General features: G+C 41.5%; 15 protein-coding genes. 12 read left to right on the forward strand and 3 right to left on the reverse strand.

From position 1 onward, the window contains the following. Positions 1-28: 28 nt before the first annotated feature. The 3 genes from ACP14Y_RS17465 to serA all read right to left on the reverse strand — a co-directional run bounded on the left by ACP14Y_RS17465 (position 29) and on the right by serA (position 3,512). Positions 29-1,099 carry an aminotransferase class V-fold PLP-dependent enzyme gene (locus ACP14Y_RS17465; RefSeq protein ID WP_424964183.1) on the reverse strand — a complete coding sequence of 357 codons (1,071 nt, stop codon included), beginning with the start codon at positions 1,097-1,099 and terminating at the stop codon, positions 29-31. A 58-nt stretch (positions 1,100-1,157) separates the two neighbouring features. Further along, on the reverse strand, positions 1,158-1,544 hold the full coding sequence (locus ACP14Y_RS17470; protein WP_349567419.1) for a monothiol bacilliredoxin BrxC family protein: 387 nt from the start codon (positions 1,542-1,544) through the stop codon (positions 1,158-1,160). A gap of 75 nt (positions 1,545-1,619) precedes the next feature. Continuing rightward, on the reverse strand, positions 1,620-3,512 hold the full coding sequence (gene serA, locus ACP14Y_RS17475) for a phosphoglycerate dehydrogenase (RefSeq protein ID WP_424964184.1): 1,893 nt from the start codon (positions 3,510-3,512) through the stop codon (positions 1,620-1,622). A 32-nt stretch (positions 3,513-3,544) separates the two neighbouring features. Between serA and ACP14Y_RS17480 the strand changes: the two genes are divergently transcribed. The 12 genes from ACP14Y_RS17480 (at position 3,545) to ACP14Y_RS17535 (ending at position 18,765) form a co-directional block, all read left to right on the forward strand. Continuing rightward, entirely contained in the window at positions 3,545-4,828 is a 1,284-nt protein-coding gene (locus tag ACP14Y_RS17480; protein ID WP_424964185.1) for a serine hydrolase domain-containing protein, read from the forward strand. A 152-nt stretch (positions 4,829-4,980) separates the two neighbouring features. Beyond that, the gene (locus ACP14Y_RS17485; protein WP_424964186.1) at positions 4,981-6,297 is read left to right on the forward strand and encodes a cytochrome c3 family protein; all 1,317 of its coding nucleotides are present in this window, start codon (positions 4,981-4,983) and stop codon (positions 6,295-6,297) included. A 27-nt stretch (positions 6,298-6,324) separates the two neighbouring features. Beyond that, positions 6,325-9,426: a TAT-variant-translocated molybdopterin oxidoreductase gene (locus tag ACP14Y_RS17490; protein WP_424964187.1), complete on the forward strand. Its 3,102-nt coding sequence runs from the start codon at positions 6,325-6,327 to the stop codon at positions 9,424-9,426. Then, positions 9,426-10,799, forward strand: a complete 1,374-nt coding sequence (gene nrfD / locus ACP14Y_RS17495) for an NrfD/PsrC family molybdoenzyme membrane anchor subunit (protein ID WP_424964188.1) — start codon at positions 9,426-9,428, stop codon at positions 10,797-10,799. Before ACP14Y_RS17490 ends, nrfD begins: the two co-directional genes overlap by 1 nt. A gap of 11 nt (positions 10,800-10,810) precedes the next feature. Next, positions 10,811-11,338: a DUF3341 domain-containing protein gene (locus ACP14Y_RS17500; protein ID WP_424964189.1), complete on the forward strand. Its 528-nt coding sequence runs from the start codon at positions 10,811-10,813 to the stop codon at positions 11,336-11,338. Positions 11,339-11,340: 2 nt separating this feature from the next. After that, complete coding sequence (locus ACP14Y_RS17505) at positions 11,341-11,967, forward strand: c-type cytochrome (RefSeq protein WP_424964190.1); 627 nt, start codon at positions 11,341-11,343, stop codon at positions 11,965-11,967. Between the two features lie 8 nt (positions 11,968-11,975). Continuing rightward, entirely contained in the window at positions 11,976-13,334 is a 1,359-nt protein-coding gene (locus ACP14Y_RS17510; RefSeq protein ID WP_424964191.1) for a quinol:cytochrome C oxidoreductase, read from the forward strand. 17 nt (positions 13,335-13,351) lie between these two features. Next, complete coding sequence (locus tag ACP14Y_RS17515; protein WP_424964192.1) at positions 13,352-14,440, forward strand: cytochrome c oxidase subunit II; 1,089 nt, start codon at positions 13,352-13,354, stop codon at positions 14,438-14,440. Positions 14,441-14,446: 6 nt separating this feature from the next. After that, entirely contained in the window at positions 14,447-16,309 is a 1,863-nt protein-coding gene (locus ACP14Y_RS17520) for a cytochrome c oxidase subunit I (protein WP_424964193.1), read from the forward strand. Next, positions 16,293-17,312 carry a COX15/CtaA family protein gene (locus ACP14Y_RS17525; RefSeq protein WP_424964194.1) on the forward strand — a complete coding sequence of 340 codons (1,020 nt, stop codon included), beginning with the start codon at positions 16,293-16,295 and terminating at the stop codon, positions 17,310-17,312. Before ACP14Y_RS17520 ends, ACP14Y_RS17525 begins: the two co-directional genes overlap by 17 nt. Continuing rightward, the gene (gene cyoE, locus ACP14Y_RS17530) at positions 17,309-18,199 is read left to right on the forward strand and encodes a heme o synthase (RefSeq protein ID WP_424964195.1); all 891 of its coding nucleotides are present in this window, start codon (positions 17,309-17,311) and stop codon (positions 18,197-18,199) included. Before ACP14Y_RS17525 ends, cyoE begins: the two co-directional genes overlap by 4 nt. Beyond that, on the forward strand, positions 18,196-18,765 hold the full coding sequence (locus tag ACP14Y_RS17535) for a cytochrome c oxidase subunit 3 (protein WP_424964196.1): 570 nt from the start codon (positions 18,196-18,198) through the stop codon (positions 18,763-18,765). The genes cyoE and ACP14Y_RS17535 overlap by 4 nt, the downstream gene beginning before the upstream one ends. Positions 18,766-18,775 lie beyond the last annotated feature (10 nt).

The following is an 18,775-nucleotide window of genomic DNA, read 5'->3' on the forward strand; positions in this document are numbered from 1 at the left end:
AAGTAAAAAGTTTCACATAAACGAAATATTATTTCACTTCTGAAATTGAATCGCAAAGCATTTCTACTGATTCTTTGGAATGTGTGGGGAAATTGGCAATTCTTATGTGCTTTTCCTTGTGCTTACCATATCCTGTTCCCAGGATTATGCCTTTTTTCTCGAAGTATCTGACGAACTGATCAGCACGGTCTGTTGCTGCTACAATCGTGGTTTTGGATCGATGTTTCTGGCTCTGAACAAAATGGGATAAATGGGGGTGATCTTCTACGGCCTGATTTAGGATAGCTGCTTTATAGGTAGTGTCGTTGTGTAATCGCTGGGTGCCTGCCTGAATCATGTCTTGAGCAATTTTCCCGAGAAGATAGATAAACAGCATATTAGGTGTTTCCGGTGTTTGATTTTTGTCGCCAAACTTTTTGAGGTTAGGTAATGTGCGATACGAACCAAGTGAAGTTGTTTGGGCTCTTTTTGAAGCTACTTCATGACACTTTTCGTTCACAATCCATACTCCCAAACCCGGAGGAAGTCCAAATGCTTTTTGAACAGAAAAGTATGCTGTGTCTATATTGGAGAAATTGACCGGTAGTGATGGAGATGCGCTTACAATATCAAGGGCAATGAGTTTGTCTGGGTTATTTTCTCTGATGGACGCAATTTCATCTTCTGTGAAACTATAACCAACACTGGTCTCATTCTTAGTTATACCGATTAGTTCTGCTTCTTCAGGCACCCCCCAGTTATCGAATGCCTGACCATCCCCAACTTCCATACAAGTGCTTTTCTTGCCGTGCTCCAGAGCAAAATCATAAAATTTCTTACTAAAAGCTCCATTCACAAAATGATGGGAGCTTTGTTCAACCAGGTTTTGAATTATGCGATCCCAGGCTTCATTGGCTGAATTGATAAAATAAATATTGTACCCATCAGGTAATTTCAATAATTCACGCAGTGCTTCATTCGTTTCCGATACAATTTTAATGAATGTACTACTGCGATGGGATATCGATGGGATATCTTGAAATAGGGCTCGTTTCAGGTGCTCTTCAAAAGTGTAGAAAAGCTGTGCAGGACCTGGAGTAAAGTAGATTTTATTGGACATAAAAAAAGCTCTTAAACTAAAGAGCAATATAATTTCTAAATGACGAAAAGGGTTCCACTTAGACTCGCGTTTCCATCCACTTAAATGTCCTGTTTATAATTTTCAGGGCCAGACGAATTTTTTTGACGTTAATCATTTCTCTGGATTCATCGTACATGGTCACCCCATCAGCGAAAAGCAAAACTTGAGGATATTCATTGATTACACCTGCCATTTCTGTTACGGCTTCATTGACGTCCTTGTCTTTCATGACGTCCAGCATATATAAGTCGAGGTTTTCAGGTGAGATTGTCCACTCTCTCTCCAGTTTTTCCAGTGCCTGTGTGCTTTCAGGAGAAGAGGGTCGGTGCTTAAAAATAAGCGCAGGTTTTTCCCTTGAATCCTCTACCAGACGGTTGAATTCTTCCCTTGTATTAAGCGATTTCCAATTAAGCGGGTAACTCATTCTCTACAATTTAGCTTATAAACGTTAAAATAAGCTCTTTCGGTTGGGTGGTTTTAACTAAAATTTGCTTTAAACTTAATATAAAACTCTGAATCTTATGGTACCTCGAACCAATTTCAGGTCTTTTATTACGTCTTCTTGATAGTTCTTATCTATATCCGTAATAACGTACCCGATCGTATCATTGGTTTTCAGGTATTGTCCTCCAATATTGATGCCATGTTTGGCCAGAATGTTATTAATATCTGCAAGAATCCCCGGCTCATTCCTATGAATGTGTATAAATCGGTGTGCCTGACTCAAAGTTGGTAAGGTGATGTTCGGGAAATTGACGCTATTGGTGGTAGATCCGGTATTGATGTACTCAATGATTTTAGAAGGCACAAAATCAGCAATATTTTCCTGTGCTTCAAGTGTACTACCACCCACATGAGGGGTCAAAATTGTGTTTCGCAAGCCCATAAGCGGAGACTCAAATGGGTGATCATTGCTCAAAGGTTCTTCGGGAAACACATCCACACTCGCTCCATGAATTTTACCTTTTTCTATGTTTTTCCTAAGTGCCTCAATATCGACAATATGGCCCCTACTGAGGTTGACAAAAACAACACCATCCTTCATTAGGTCAAATTCCTCTGATCCAATCATCCACTTATTTTCCTCTCTTCCGTCTACGTGAACACTAATTACGTCTGAGCTTTGCAACAAATGTTCAAGGGTGGGACACGGGTTTGCATTACCCAAAGCGAGCTTTTCTTCCAGGTCAAAGTATTGTACATTCATGCCTACTGACTCGGCGAGCACAGAAAGCTGCGAGCCAATTTTGCCATAGCCGATGATCCCTAGTGTTTTTCCCCTTATTTCGAAACTGCCATTTGCAGACTTGTTCCATTTACCCTGATGCATTTGCATTATTTTATCGGGCAGATTTCTCATCAGTATAATAATTTCAGCCAGTGCCAACTCGACGACTGATCGGGTATTAGAAAATGGTGCATTGAAGACAGCTACCCCTTTATTCAATGCAGCTTTTAGATCGATCTGATTGGTGCCAATGCAAAATGCGCCCACAGAAAGCAATCGTTTTGCATTCTTTAAGACTTTTTCTGTGACTTGAGTTTTTGAGCGAATGCCAAGAACGCTTACATCCTTAATGGCTTCCGTCAGTTCATCCTCCGTCATGCCAGCTGGATGTACTTCTACCTGATATCCTTCTTGCTTTAATTTATTGATGGCACCTCCGTGAATGTTTTCCAGAAGAAGTGCTTTGATTCGATTTTTTGGATATGAATGTGCTCGCTCCAGCTTTTGGGTAAATAGAAATTCATCCAGCGAGGGAGCTTCGTGATCCGCTTCACTTAAAATCTTTTCGCGTCGCACATTTTCCGTAAACGCGTAAAATTTATGAGCTAGTCCTGCTTTCTTTATTTCATAGTCGGTGTAGCCGTCCCCCAAAACAAAGACCTCACCATTCAGCATTAAACTCTCAATTTGCTTGGGTTTTCCATTATTTCCAGAAAGAATATTTTTCTCATTAAAGCCTACAATATTCTCACGGTCATCGTATTCAAACTCATTAGCAAATACATGATCTTCTTTGATACCATGTTGTTTTACGATCGGGACAATGAAGTCTTTGAAGCCATTCGACACAATGAAAATTTGCTCTTTGTATTTCTCTATGAATTCTGTATTCCTTTTGAATGAAGGAGAAACCAATGAGCTCAACCGATCCACCAATTCCGGAAGATGTTTTTTATTGGCCTGTAGTATTTCTACCCTTCTTTTTAGCGACTCCCGAAAAGACATACCACCTTCCATCCCCTGATCGGTGATATCCTTTATTTCCTGGATAGCTTTCGCTTGATTTTCGTTATCCTTGAGTGCAATTTCGGCCAGTACATCCAGTGCTTCCACCTGTGTAAATGTGCTATCGAAATCAATTATGAAATATTTAGTTTGCTGCATCAGTAAAACGTACTAAGCATCAAAAATAGAACATGCAAAATCTCCGACATACGTTATTCTCTGTTTTCTTTTTTGCAATCGTTTTCGTTAATGGCCAGAGCTATGATTCACTCCAACAGAATATCGATAGTATCATTTTTGAAGCAATCAGGGCTGAGGCATTCCCTGGATGCGTGGTTTATGCCAGCAAAGGAGATAGTGTATTTTTTCTGAAATCATATGGACACCATACTTATGACTCTACAAGAAGGGTGGCAGTAAATGATATTTATGATCTGGCTTCTGTAACCAAAGTAGTGGGAGGAACCTTGGCAATGATGAAACTGTATGAGGATGGCTTGATCAATCTGGATGACCCGATCGGTGATTACATTGATAAAATAGGGAGAAGAGTTGGGCACGTTACGATTAGGGAAGCACTTACTCATCAGGGAGGGTTATATCCTTGGATCCCTTATCATTTAGAGGCACGAAGGAAAAATGGGACTTTTAGAAACAAGACAGTAACAAATGAGATCGATGAAGATTACTCGTTCCCATTGACAGATAGTCTCTACCTGCATAGTGACTTCTATTCGAAAATCAAAAAGATGATCAGAAAGACCAAAGTTTCTAAAGAAAAGAAATACCGATACTCAGGATTATTTTTCTATCTGATCCCAGAGCTAGTAAAAAACCTAACCGACACATCTTATCAGGACTATTTAAAGGCAAACTTTTATGAATCTCTTGGTTCCGAAACACTCACATTCAATCCACTAGAGCAGTTCAAACTAAACCAGATCGTACCAACAGAGGTAGATACCTTCTTTAGGATGGAGCCTATCCATGGAAAAGTTCATGATGAAGGAGCTATTATGATGCAGGGCATTTCTGGAAATGCTGGGTTGTTCAGTAATGCTTCAGACCTGGCGAAGGTTTTTCACATGTTATTGAATAACGGGAAGGTAGACTCTCTTCAATTTCTTCTCCCTCAAACGATCCAGCTATTCACAACTACACAATACCCCAACAATGAAAACAGGAGAGGACTCGGATTTGATAAACCTTTATTGGAATATGACTCGATTAGAAGCAGTGTCGCAAAGGATGCAAGTTTCCAAAGTTATGGGCATACAGGATATACCGGAACGCTTGCTTGGGCCGATCCAACAAATGAGCTTATCTTCATTTTTTTGGCTAACCGGGTATACCCATCCAGGACCTATCGAGCCCTTTACAATCTCAATGTAAGGCCCACCATTCATCAACTTATATACGATTACCTGAATAATAACCTCAGGGAAAATACTGACCCTGTAGGAAATCTCAAATAAGCAATGCTGTTTGATTATTTAAAATTATTCTAAATAAGGTGATTTTTGGGAAAATTATGATTCTTAAAATATTGACTATCATTGCTTTACGAAAGTCAGGTATATGAGGTGGGAATGGGGTTAATACCCACCTTTGAAAAACAAGCAACCCCATGTTACTTTTGTACCCGTTTGATTTCAAGCCATCGGAATACATGTTTAAAACAACACCGAATTTGACCCGAATATTCTTAAGTGTAACTCTTGGAATATTCTTTACCCTGAGCATCAAAGCTCAGGAAATTCCCACCGAAGAAAGCGTTATCGCTGCGGGAGAATCTACCTTCAAAGCCAACTGTACTCAGTGTCACCAAATTTGGGAAACCCGAATTGGTCCTGCATTGAATGCAGTTTATGAGCGACGCTCCATTGACTGGTTAAACTCCTGGATCAAAAACTCACAAGCTATGATCGCTGCAGGCGATGAAGAGGCGGTTGCGCTCTGGGAAGAGTATAACAAAACTGCCATGCCAGCTTATCCTTTTACGGATGATCAGGTGATGGAGTTGCTTGCTTACATTCAGGCAGAAACTGTAGCCGGCCCGCCACAAGAAGAAGTAGCTGTAACCGCAGCAGGTGATGCAGGAGAGGGTGACTCAGTCTCATCTGCCTATTTATTGGCAGTCATTATTATTTTAATAGTTGTTCTCGCGCTCGCAGTAGTTGCGCTATTGATTGCAGTTAGGACATTAACGAAACATTTAAAAGATGTAAAAGACCTAGATGAAGCAGAGAAGGATATCGTCGATCAGCAATTCGAGCTGGGAGCCTTCCTGAAAAGCAATTCCTTCGTAGGCATGGTGATATTTATATTTACCATTATCGTTTTAAAGACACTGATTGATGGTGCATTTACAATTGGTGTTCAGCAGGGCTATCAACCGACTCAACCAATCGCTTTTTCTCATGAGCTTCATGCTGGTCAGTATGAAATCGATTGTCAATACTGCCACACAGGAGTCAGAAAGTCAAAATCTGCAAATATTCCATCTCCTAACATTTGTATGAACTGTCACTCACAGATTAAAAATGTAGGTGGCGAGGATGGTGTATCTGAGGAAATTGCAAAAATCTACGCAGCGATTGATTACGATCCTGATACTCAGACCTATGGAACGAATACTAAGCCAATTGAATGGGTAAGGGTTCACAACCTTCCTGATTTGGCTTACTTCAATCACTCTCAACACGTAAAGGTGGCAGATTTGGAATGTGAAACTTGTCATGGCCCAATTCAGGAAATGGAAGTTGTGTATCAATACTCAAATCTGACCATGGGATGGTGTATCAACTGTCACAGAGAAACAGATGTAAATACGAAAGGAAACGAATATTACGACAAGCTTGTGAAGCTTCACTCTGAGCAGAGCAAGGAGCCGATGAAGGTTGAAGATATCGGAGGGTTAGAATGCTCCAAGTGTCACTATTAATGTTCGAAAACAGCTGATCTAAACGAAATGAAAGAAACTAAGAAATACTGGAAAGGGTTGGAGCAACTGGAAAACACAGCGGATTTCCAAGATAGAGCTTCAAAAGAATTCCCGGATTATTTGCCAATCAACGGAGGTGATAATGGAGAACCTTCTCGTCGAGATTTTCTTAAAATGATGGGCTTTGGTGTGGCTGCTGTTTCCTTAGCAGCGTGTGAGGCGCCAGTAAGAAAAGCAATCCCATATGTAAATAAGCCAGTCGATGTAGACCCTGGAGTTGCAAACTATTATGCTTCCACTTACGCTATGGGAAGCGATGTTGCTTCAGTAGTTGTGAAGACAAGAGAAGGTCGACCAATCAAAATTGAAGGCAATGACCTTTCCATGATCAGTGAGGGAGGAACAACCACCCAGGTTGAATCTTCAGTATTATCCCTTTATGATCAGGAGCGACTTCAAAACCCAAAGATTGCAGGAGAAGATACTGATTGGGAAACCATCGATAACAGGATAAAATCAGAGCTGGCTGCTAATGCCGGAAAGATTACCATCGTTTCTTACTCAAACTGTAGCCCAAGCACTGCTCGGGCAATCCAGGCATTGAGAGATAAATATGGTGTAGTAGATCACATGCAGTATGATCCGGTTTCTATGAGCGGATTGCTTGATGCGTATGGAGAAGCAACAGGTGCTAGAAGTCTTCCATTGCATGATTTCTCAAAAGCCAGCACGATTGTTTCTATAACTGCTGATTTCCTTGGCAACTGGCCAAATCAGGCAGTAAACAATAAGCAATTTGCTTCTACACGAAAATTAGGTCCTGACAAAAAAGAAATGTCTAGACTTTATACGTTTGAGTCTAACCTGTCACTGACTGGATCAAATGCTGATTACAGACAGCCAATTAAGCCTTCTCAAGAAGGACTTTACGTGGCTAACCTTTACAACCTGATTGCTCAGAAAGCAGGAGCAGCCACAGTAGGCGTAGCTCGATTGGAAGATTCTGTTATGCTTGAGAAAGCTGCAAATGATCTGTGGAAATCCAGAGGCAAAGCAGTTGTGGTGAGCGGGTCTAATGATAAGAACGTTCAGCTCCTTGTCATTGCCATCAACGATTTACTTCAAAGCTATGGAGCAACGATTGACCTGACTAAAAGCATCAATACACGACAAGGGAGTGACAGTTCTTTCGCACAACTTGTGAGTGATGTAAAAGGTGGGAATGTAGGAACAGTCATTTTCTACAACTGTAACCCTGCTTATGATCACCCAATGGGGGCGCAGTTGGTTTCTTCGTTAGGAAAAGTCAAGACTACTATTTCTACCACTGACAGAATGGATGAAACATCCAGCTCAGTGAAGTATGTTGCTCCTGATCATCACTACCTGGAGTCATGGAATGACTTTGAGCCGGTAACTGGTCACTTTACGCTTTCACAGCCAACTATCAAAAATATTTTCAACACACGTCAGGCACAGGAATCTTTCCTGAGATGGGCTGACAATGATGCATCTTATTACGAATTTGTTAAAGAAGGATGGCAGCCATTCGCTGATGGAGATGTAACCAGGTTTTTTGATAAATGCCTCCACGATGGTATTTATAACGTAGATGCACCTGCTGTAACGAAAACAGTCACTGTAGATCCTGTGGTGGTAGCTGGAAATCTGAAAGGATATTCTGCCAAGTCTGACGGACTTGAGCTTGCACTATACACCAATTACTCAGTAGGTGATGGTGTTCAGGCTAACAACCCATGGTTGCAGGAAATGCCTGACCCGATCACTAAAGCTTGTTGGGATAACTACTTTACTGTTTCACCAAAGCTTGCTCGTGAAAATGACTGGGCTGTAAAAGGTGGAGACATGGATTATAAGGTAGCTACCCTTACTGTAAATGGTAAGTCGGTAACTGCTCCAGTGATCCCTCAGCCAGGACAGGCTTACGGAACGGTAGGTTTAGCCATAGGGTATGGAAGAACTAAAGCTGGTAAAGTAGGAAATGGTGTAGGAGTTAATGCTTATCAGCTGGTTAGCAGTTCTGCTGATGGTTTACGATACAGTGGAAAAGCTAGCATGGAGCTTACTGGTGAAGTAAGAAAAGTAGCTCAGACACAAACAAGTCAGACTTACGCAGGAAGAGAAACAGTCATCCAGGAAACGACACTTGGTGAATACCAAAAAGATCCTCAGGCGGGAAGAAATTTCCCCATGATCTCGAAAGCTGATGGTTCCAAAGTAAGACCACATGCGGTTTCGCTATGGAAAGGACATGAGTATCCGAATCACCACTGGGGAATGATTGTCGACCTGAACTCATGTACAGGTTGTGGAACATGTACCGTGGCATGTCAGACAGAAAACAATATTCCGGTCGTAGGGAAGGAAGAGGTGCTGAACCGTAGAGAGATGCACTGGATCAGAATTGATCGATACTACAGTGAACGACCTGAAAATGAGTTGACTGCTGATGATAAGAATTTGATGGAAGTGAAGCAGAAAGAGCTCGCCGCGATTGAAAATCCGGAAGTTACTTTCCAGCCGATGATGTGTCAGCAGTGTAACAGTGCACCGTGCGAGACAGTATGCCCGGTAGCGGCTACTACACACTCCAGCGAGGGGCTAAACCAAATGACATATAACAGGTGTATTGGTACAAGATACTGTGCGAATAACTGTCCTTATAAAGTACGTCGTTTCAACTGGTTTAAGTACCACGACAATGCTAAATTCGATACTAATACCCCAATGAATAACGACTTAGGTAAGATGGTACTGAACCCGGATGTTACTGTAAGAGCCAGAGGGGTGATGGAGAAATGCACGTTCTGTGTTCAGCGAATCCAGTCTGGTAAGTTGGATGCTAAGAAAGAGGGCAGAAGACCTGTTGATGGTGAAATTCAAACTGCTTGTGCGAAATCATGTCCGACGGATGCTTTGGTATTCGGAGATATGAAAGATCCGGAAAGCAGAATTTCCAAGACATTGAAATTAAAGTACAAAGAGAAGAGTGTGGAAGCTCAGGAAGATCGGGCCTATCATGTGCTTGAAGAGCTGAGAGTGATGCCGAACGTATGGTACTTGACCAAAGTAAGAAACAAAGACAACAACGATAAAATAGAAGCATAATGCACGCAGAATCAGAAGTACGGATACCCTTAGTTACAGGTGGAAAGACCGTCCACGATGTTTCTGAGGATATTGCTGGAAGAGTAGAGGAGCGACCATCCATTACATGGATGCTAGCCATGGCAGTCTCTTTAGCACTTCTCCTGGCCGGGGGGTATGCAGTAGCGATCACCCTTTGGGATGGAATTGGAATGTGGGGTCTTAACAAAACGGTAGGCTGGGCCTGGGATATCACCAACTTCGTGTGGTGGGTAGGTATTGGTCACGCAGGAACGCTGATTTCGGCAGTACTCTTACTATTCCGTCAGCGATGGAGAATGTCTATCAACAGAGCATCGGAGGCAATGACCATCTTTGCTGTGATTTGTGCGGCAATGTTCCCGGTTCTTCATATGGGTCGACCATGGTTGGGATTCTACTGGGCACTACCGCTTCCAAACACATTCGGATCGCTTTGGGTAAACTTTAACTCGCCATTATTGTGGGATGTATTTGCGATCTCAACGTATTTCTCTGTTTCCCTTGTATTCTGGTATATCGGTCTGATTCCAGATTTTGCTACGATCAGAGATAGAGCTAAAAACAAAATTTCAAAAGCCATTTACGGAGCACTTAGTTTCGGCTGGACAGGTGGAGCCAAGACTTGGGCACATTACGAAACTGTGTCACTGGTATTAGCAGGACTTGCTACTCCGCTGGTACTTTCTGTACACACCATTGTATCCTTTGACTTTGCTACCTCGGTAATTCCGGGATGGCACACTACAATCTTCCCTCCATATTTTGTGGCAGGAGCGATCTTCTCTGGATTTGCCATGGTATTGTCTCTTCTACTTGTGACTAGAAAGGTGTACAAGCTGGAAGATTACATTACGATCCAGCACATCGAATTGATGAATATCATCATCATTGTCACTGGTTCAATTGTGGGTATTGCATATATCACTGAGTTCTTCATTGCATGGTATTCAGGAGTAGAGGCGGAGCAATACGCATTCATAAACAGGGCAACAGGGCCTTACTGGTGGGCATACTGGTCAATGATGACCTGTAATGTGATTTCACCACAGCTGTTCTGGTTCAAAAAGATTCGAACAAATCTGGCCGCAACCTTCATCATTTCAATCATTGTAAATATTGGAATGTGGTTCGAGCGATTTGTAATTATAGTGACCTCACTACACCGAGATTTCTTACCATCCAGTTGGGCGATGTTTTACCCAACAATGTATGATATCGGCGTGTATGTGTTCACGTTTGGCTTGTTCTTTACAGCGTTTTTCCTATTCGCGAAGTTCTTCCCTGTAATCAACATGGCTGAGGTTAAGAGTATTATTAAAGCAACAGGTGAAAAGCCGTCTAAGTCGGCGTAAATAGATAAGATATGTCTCAAGGAACGAATTACGTATTGGGCGTCTATGACGATGAAGATGTTTTGATGGATGCCATCAAAAACGTCCGCGAATCCGGTGTGAAAATCGAAGAGGTTTATTCACCATTTCCCGTTCATGGAATAGAGGAAGTTTTAGGATATAAAAGAAGCTGGCTTTCAGTAGCCGCTTTCATGTTTGGTATTACCGGAACTTGCCTGGCTTTGACCATGATGGTGGGTATGATGGGTATCGACTGGCCGATGATCATAGGGGGCAAGGATTACATTCCTATCCCATCTTTTATACCTGTTACATTTGAAATGACTGTTCTGCTGGCGTCATTTGGTATGGTTGGGACGTTTTTTGTAATCTCTAATTTGAAACCGTGGGGAAAACCAAGAATCTACGATATCAGAATTACAGATGATAAGCACGTAATGGCCATTGATTTGGATAGAAATGACAAATCAGAAGCAGACATTAAAAAGGTATTGCAAGGCAGTGGAGCTACTGAGGTTAATAATAAAAAGTTTGATTGATAATGATGCTAAAGACATTTAGATATTTAGGAATTATCACGATTGGGGCTGTATTGGCTTCATGTGCTGCTGGTGTGGATGACACTGGATTGGAATATGCCCCCCAGATGTACCATTCTACTCCATATGAGCCGTTGACTCAAATCACAAATGAGGACGAAGGATCCTGGCTAGATTCAAATGAAGAAGATGGTCATGGAGAGTTTTACAACTCCAACCCCTATAACAAGTTCAAAATGAACATGCGTGAGCCGGTTGCCAACACGGTAAGAAGGGGAGAGGCGCTTCCGGTTAGAATGACAATTGATGATCTTGAATTAGCTGCTCAAACTTTGGAAAGTCCTTTTACTGCTGAAAATGAAAGCGTTGTAAAGGAAGGTAAGGCACTATACGATAGCTACTGTAAGCATTGCCATGGGGCAAAAGGAAATGCTGACGGACTAGTTGCGGAGAAATATGCCGGTGTGGCGAATTTGAATGGAGCTGCATATTTAGAAATTACAGAGGGTCACATCTTTCATGTGATTACTTATGGAAAAGGTTTGATGGGTGCTCATGGTTCACAAGTTAGTCCTGAGGACAGATGGAGAATCGCTCGTTACGTTAAAGAATTGCAAAAGTCGAATTAACACTACTCATGGTATCAGAAGAAAGATTTGAATTTACTGCTACTGCGAAGAAACGACTAATCATTACCTTATTGGTGGGATTAGTACTTTCTGTGCTTGGCTATTTTACATTAGGTTCAGGTGATCATGGCGGAGGTCATGGCGGAGATCATTCAGAGGTAGTGTCAGACGGGCACGGAGAGGAACCATATGCCGCTGAAGATCATGGTGATTCACACGGTGAAGAAGGGGGTGATGAAGCACATCATGGAAGTAGCTTATCTGTAAAAAGAGTATTATCCAACCTTTGGATCAACAATGTGTTCTTCGCAGGTCTCGCAATTATTGGTGTTTTCTTCTTTGCCATACAGTACGCTTCTCAGGCTGGATGGGCCACAGGGATTAAGCGTATCCCAATGGCCTTTGGAAACTGGCTACCGATTGCATTTGTATTGATGCTAGTGGTATTCATGATCGGCGGACACGATATTTTCCATTGGACACACGCAGACCTTTATGCAGAGAACGGAGGAGATGATATCGTAAAAGGCAAGGCGCCTTACTTTTTCTGGCCACTTGAAGGTGGTGCATTTCCAATTTTCTGGATTGGCAGATTAGTAATCTTTTTCGGAGTATGGTACTTGTTGTTCAGAAAACTAAAATCTCTTGCGTTATCTGAGGATATAGAGGGTGGTACTACCAAGTGGTATCAAATGAGAAAGATCTCGGCTATTTTCCTTGTATTCTTTGCCGTTTCTTCTTCGATGGCAGCATGGGATTGGATCATGTCCATCGATGTGCACTGGTTTAGTACCATGTTTGGCTGGTATGCTTTTGCCAGCTGGTGGGTAGCTGGTTTGGCACTTACACTATTCATCGTAGTAATGTTGAAGGATAAAGGGTATCTGTCCGTAGTAAATGAAAACCACATCCATGATCTTGGTAAGTTTGTTTTTGCATTCAGCATTTTCTGGACATATATCTGGTTCTCCCAGTTTTTGTTGATTTATTATGCACACATTCCTGAGGAGACTGTGTACTTCCTGGAGCGATGGAAAGACGATCATTATGCTCCGGTATTTTATATCAATTTAATTCTAAACTTCTTCTTCCCATTCTTGGTTCTTATGACTAGAGATGCGAAGAGACATACAAGAATTCTAAAGGTGGTTTGTCCTGCGGTAGTATTCGGTCATTGGCTGGATTTTTACATGATGGTTTCGCCGGGAACTGTAGGAGACAATGGAGGCTTTGGATTCCTTGAGATAGGGTTGATTCTCGTGTACTTGAGCGCTTTCTTATATGTGACTTACAATGCACTTTCGAAAGCGCCTCTATTCGCGAAGAACCATCCAATGTTAAAAGAAAGTTTGCATCATCATATTTAATAAGTGAGGGATAGGTTATGCTTAATTTAATAATAGTATTAGCGGTCGTTTTAATTCTTGCTGTGATATTCACAGCCTACCGTGTCACTACCTTAGTTGGTGTTGTAAAGAAGAAAAAGAGTGAAGGTTACGTTTCTAAAAACAACAGTCTTCAGGGAGTATTGATGTTGTTGTTCCTGATTGGAGGAATAGCTGGGTTCTTCTATTTTTCAATCACAGAATACGATAACTATAATTTACCGATTGCTTCTGAGCATGCGGTAATTACAGAAAATCTTTTCTGGATTACTATGTGGATCACGGTAGCAGTATTTATCATCACTCAAATCTTCCTTTTTGGATTTGGTTTTAAATACCGGTATAAAGAAAGCAATAAAGCTCACTACTACCCACACAATAATAAACTGGAGATGATCTGGACATTGGTACCAGCCGTGGTATTGGCATGGTTGATTATTTCAGGTTTGAAACAGTGGAATGTAATTACAGGACCTGCTCCGGAGGATGCGGAAATCGTAGAAGTTATGGGATATCAGTATGCATGGGCATTTCGGTACCCTGGTAAGGATGGGCAGTTGGGAGATTATGATTTCAGAAAAATTGATGCCATCAATTCAATGGGAATAGACTTATCAGATCAAGGTGGTCACGATGATTTTATGCCGACTCAATTGGTTCTTCCAAAAGATAAGCCAGTATTATTAAAGATTAGAGGAAGGGATGTCATCCATAGTGTTTATAATCCGCATTTTAGAATGCAGATGAATGCTGTACCGGGGATGCCAACTCAGTTTTGGTTCACACCAACGGTGAGCACAGCTGAAATGAGAGAGATTACTGGAAATCCTGAATTTAATTACGAGCTGGTATGTAACAAGATTTGTGGGAAGAGCCACTATGGGATGAAGGGTATTATTACAGTGCTGGATCAGGATGAGTATGATTCATGGTACAAAGAGAATCAGGAAAATACATTCCTAAAGCAAAATCCTGATTACATCAGCCAGGTGCCTGAGGATTTGAAAGAAGCTGCAAAAATTGCTGCTGGAATCGAAAACATTGAGAAAGAACAAAAAGTTACAACTGCTGCAAGCAGTTCAAAATAAAATCATATGTCAGTAACAGATATACAACTTCAGGAAGATTTGTCTCATGATGATCACCACGATGAGCATCATGAGCAGGGGTTTGTAAGCAAGTATATTTTCTCGACTGATCACAAGACCATCGCGAAGCAATTCTTGATTACAGGAATTTTCTGGGCACTGATTGGAGGTGGACTTTCAATCATTTTCCGATTGCAACTAGGATTTCCGGAAATGAGTCTGGAATGGTTGAGACCGATGCTTGGGCAGTGGATCACCGAAGCTGGTAAACTTGATGCAGAATTCTATCTTGCCTTAGTAACCATGCACGGAACCATCATGGTATTCTTCGTGCTAACGGCTGGTTTAAGTGGTACCTTCTCAAATTTCTTGATTCCACTTCAGATTGGTGCAAGAGATATGGCCTCCGGATTTATGAACATGCTCTCTTACTGGTTCTTTTTTGCATCCAGTGTGGTAATGTTCATTTCATTATTCATTGAAACAGGTCCTGCAGGTGGTGGATGGACGGTTTATCCTCCATTGAGTGCGCTTCCACAGGCCATCCAGGGTTCAGGTTTGGGAATGACATTATGGCTAGTGTCAATGGCATTATTCATTGCCTCGTCTCTTCTTGGCGGTATTAATTACATCACAACAGTCATCAACTTAAGAACAGAAGGGATGTCTTTCTCCAGATTACCTTTGACAATCTGGGCATTCTTTATAACTGCAATTCTTGGATTACTTTCATTCCCAGTGCTGTTATCTGCAGCTTTGCTCCTGATCTTCGATAGATCTTTCGGAACGAGCTTCTACTTATCAGAAATTTTCATAGCAGGTGAGGCACTACCAAATGTTGGTGGAAGTCCAATCCTTTATCAACATCTGTTCTGGTTCCTGGGTCACCCTGAGGTTTACATTGTAATCCTTCCGGCTCTTGGAATCACATCGGAGATCATCGCAACAAATGCACGTAAGCCAATTTTTGGATACAAGGCGATGATTGGATCCATGTTGGGTATCGGATTCCTTTCATTTATTGTTTGGGCACACCATATGTTCGTGACAGGAATGAACCCATTCTTAGGATCTGTATTTACCATTCTTACTTTGGTGATTGCGGTACCTTCAGCGATTAAAGCATTTAACTATATCACCACTTTGTGGAAAGGGAATATCGTCTTCACACCGGCCATGTTGTTCTCCATCGGTTTGGTATCCTTCTTTATTTCAGGAGGATTGACTGGTATTTTCCTTGGAAACTCAGTATTGGATATCAACTTGCATGATACCTATTTCGTGGTAGCTCACTTCCACCTGGTAATGGGTAGTGCATCATTCTTTGGACTATTGGCTGGTGTTTACCACTGGTTCCCTAAGTTCTTTGGACGAATGATGGACGACAGATTGGGTAAAGTACACTTCTGGCTATCTTTCATTGGAATATACCTGGTATTCTTCCCGCTACACTACATCGGGATTGCAGGATTCCCAAGGAGATATTATTCATTTACCTCTTTTGAGACATTCAATATTTACGGAGATTTGAATGCGCTTGTAAGTGTCGCTGCAATCTTAACTTTTGCAGCACAATTTATCTTCTTGTTCAACTTCTTCTACTCCATCTGGAGAGGAAAGTTGGCTCCAGCAAACCCATGGAAATCCAATACGCTGGAATGGACAACACCACGGTTTCCTGGACACGGAAACTGGGTTGGAGCGATACCGAAGGTATACAGATGGCCTTACGATTACAGTAAGCCCGGAGCAGAAGATGATTTCATTCCGCAAACAGTACCTTACTCACACACTCCTGAATCTAACCTTGAGCACGAGAATGAGCTAACGAAGGATGAAGATTTGACAGGAGTTGAGAAAGCTAATTAATCAAAAGAATTTTTTAAGAATCAATGCAATCACACTGGGATCAGTATTCGTACTGATCCTGGTGGGGAGCATTGTGCGTGTGATGGGGGCAGGCATGGGATGTCCGGACTGGCCGAAATGCTTTGGCTCATACATTCCGCCTACCAACGCTGAAACGCTACCTGAAAATTATCAGGATGTTTTTCGCGAACAACGATTAGCAAAAAACGAACGACTATCGGGTTTGTTTAGCAAACTAGGCTATGAAGAGTTGAGTGAAAGAATCACTAAAGATCCATCAGTTTTGGTGGAGCATGAATTCAATGCGACCAAAGCATGGATTGAGTATATTAATAGACTCGTCGGTGTGTTGATTGGACTCCTGGTCTTCCTGAATATGATTTTTTCCTTCTCCTTTCGAAAAAACTCTATTTGGATTCCAATTATGGGAGTAGCCATCTTCATTTTGACAGGCTTTCAGGGCTGGGTTGGATCATTGGTCGTGTCTACAAATCTTTTACATGGGTTTATTACATTTCATATGCTGCTCGCATTGTTGATCGTTGCATTGTTGATTTGGATGAATGTGAAGGTGAGAGAATTGAAGATTTTAAAGCATAAACCTCTATTTATCATTGGGTTGCTTACCACCATGCTATTTATTCCACAGATTATTCTTGGGACTGAGGTAAGAGGCGTTATAGATGACTTGCTGGTGTCCACAACTGGAAAAAGTGAATGGGCTAGTTATCTTTCATCCACTTTTTATATTCATCGATCTTATTCATGGCTTATTCTCATAGGAGTAGTAAGCATGTTTTATTTTGCTCGCAAAACAGGTGAGGGATGGCTTATTCAGCGATCTATGCAGTTGGTTGTGCTGGTCTTTATGGCGATGATAGCAGGCATTGCAATGGTTCGTTTCGACTTTCCGTTTTGGATTCAACCCCTGCATTTAATTCTTGCTGTGGGCATCTTTAGCCTGCTGTTTTATTTAACTTTGCGACTCAAATTCGAGAAATGAATACGGCCGTTTCACATATCGATATTAGCACCTCTGAGAAGGCACGCGCTTATTATGAATTACTAAAACCTCGTCTTTCCTTTTTAGTCGTTTTTTCATCCGGATTTGGCTATGCATTGGCCAATCAGTCTGTTTTGAATTGGGGTAGCTTCATTGTTTTTCTGACAGCCGGTTTTTTGGTTTCAGGTTCATCTGTTACCATCAATCAGGTAATCGAACAGAAGTACGATGCGATTATGAATCGGACGAAGAATCGCCCATTACCTTCCAATAGAATTACTGAAACAGAGGCTGTATGGTTTAGTGTATTAACAGGCATTGCCGGTTTAGTGTTAATGCTACTCGCTACCAACATCCTGGCAACAGCATTGTCATTTCTATCCTTACTTCTTTATGCCTTTGTTTACACTCCGTTGAAAAGAGTAGGATCTATAGCGGTTTTCGTTGGTGCTATTCCTGGTGCCTTACCTCCATTAATTGGATGGGCAGCTGCAAGTGGAGTGTTGTCATATGAAGCTATGATCATTTTTGGTATTCAGTTTATCTGGCAGTTCCCACACTTTTGGGCGATTGCTTGGGTTTCTGACGAGGATTATAAAAAAGCAGGTTTTAAACTGTTACCTGGCGGAGGAGCAAAGGATTTAAGTACAGCTATTAACATTATGGTCTATACTTTGTTCTTGTTACCTCTAGGGCTACTTCCTACGATCTTTGGACTTACGGGCCTTACCAGTGGAGTAGTAGCTACGGTCTGTGGGGTATTGTTTTTAGCAACCACCTTCAGCCTCATGAAAGATACATCTAACCAAAAAGCCAGACGCATCATGTTTGGTTCATTCATCTACTTACCTATTGTGCAAATAACCTTTTTAATTGATAAGCTATGACAGGAGAGATAGAAGCAGGTAAGGTACGATCCATGCACCCTCAAAAATTTGCCATGTGGCTGTTTTTGGTGTCGGTGATTATGATATTCATTTCGTTATCGAGTGCATACATCGTTAAGAAATCGGTTGGAGACTGGATCTACATTGATTTTCCACCTTTGTTTAAATGGACTACCGCAATCATCATTTTGAGTAGTGTATCCATGCACTTTGCATATATTTCAGCAAAGCGTAACAACATTCAGAATATACGCATAGGATTGGCTGTGACCGGTATTTTGGCTTTAGCCTTTATCGTAGGGCAGCTGAAAGCATGGGGTCAACTGGTTGATGGAGGATATCATTTTGTCGGCAACCCGGCTAGTTCATTTATTTACATATTCACAGGATTGCATGTTGTTCACTTAATTGGAGCAGTGATTTTTCTGTTGATTGTGTTGGCAAAAGCATTTAAATATAAAGTTCATTCAAAGAGCATGGTGCGAATAGAAATGTGTACCACTTTCTGGCATTTTCTTGGTGGACTTTGGTTGTATTTATACTTATTTTTGATTTTCAATAATTAAACCTAAAACC

Source organism: Ekhidna sp. (assembly GCF_965247405.1).
Taxonomy (GTDB): domain Bacteria; phylum Bacteroidota; class Bacteroidia; order Cytophagales; family Cyclobacteriaceae; genus Ekhidna.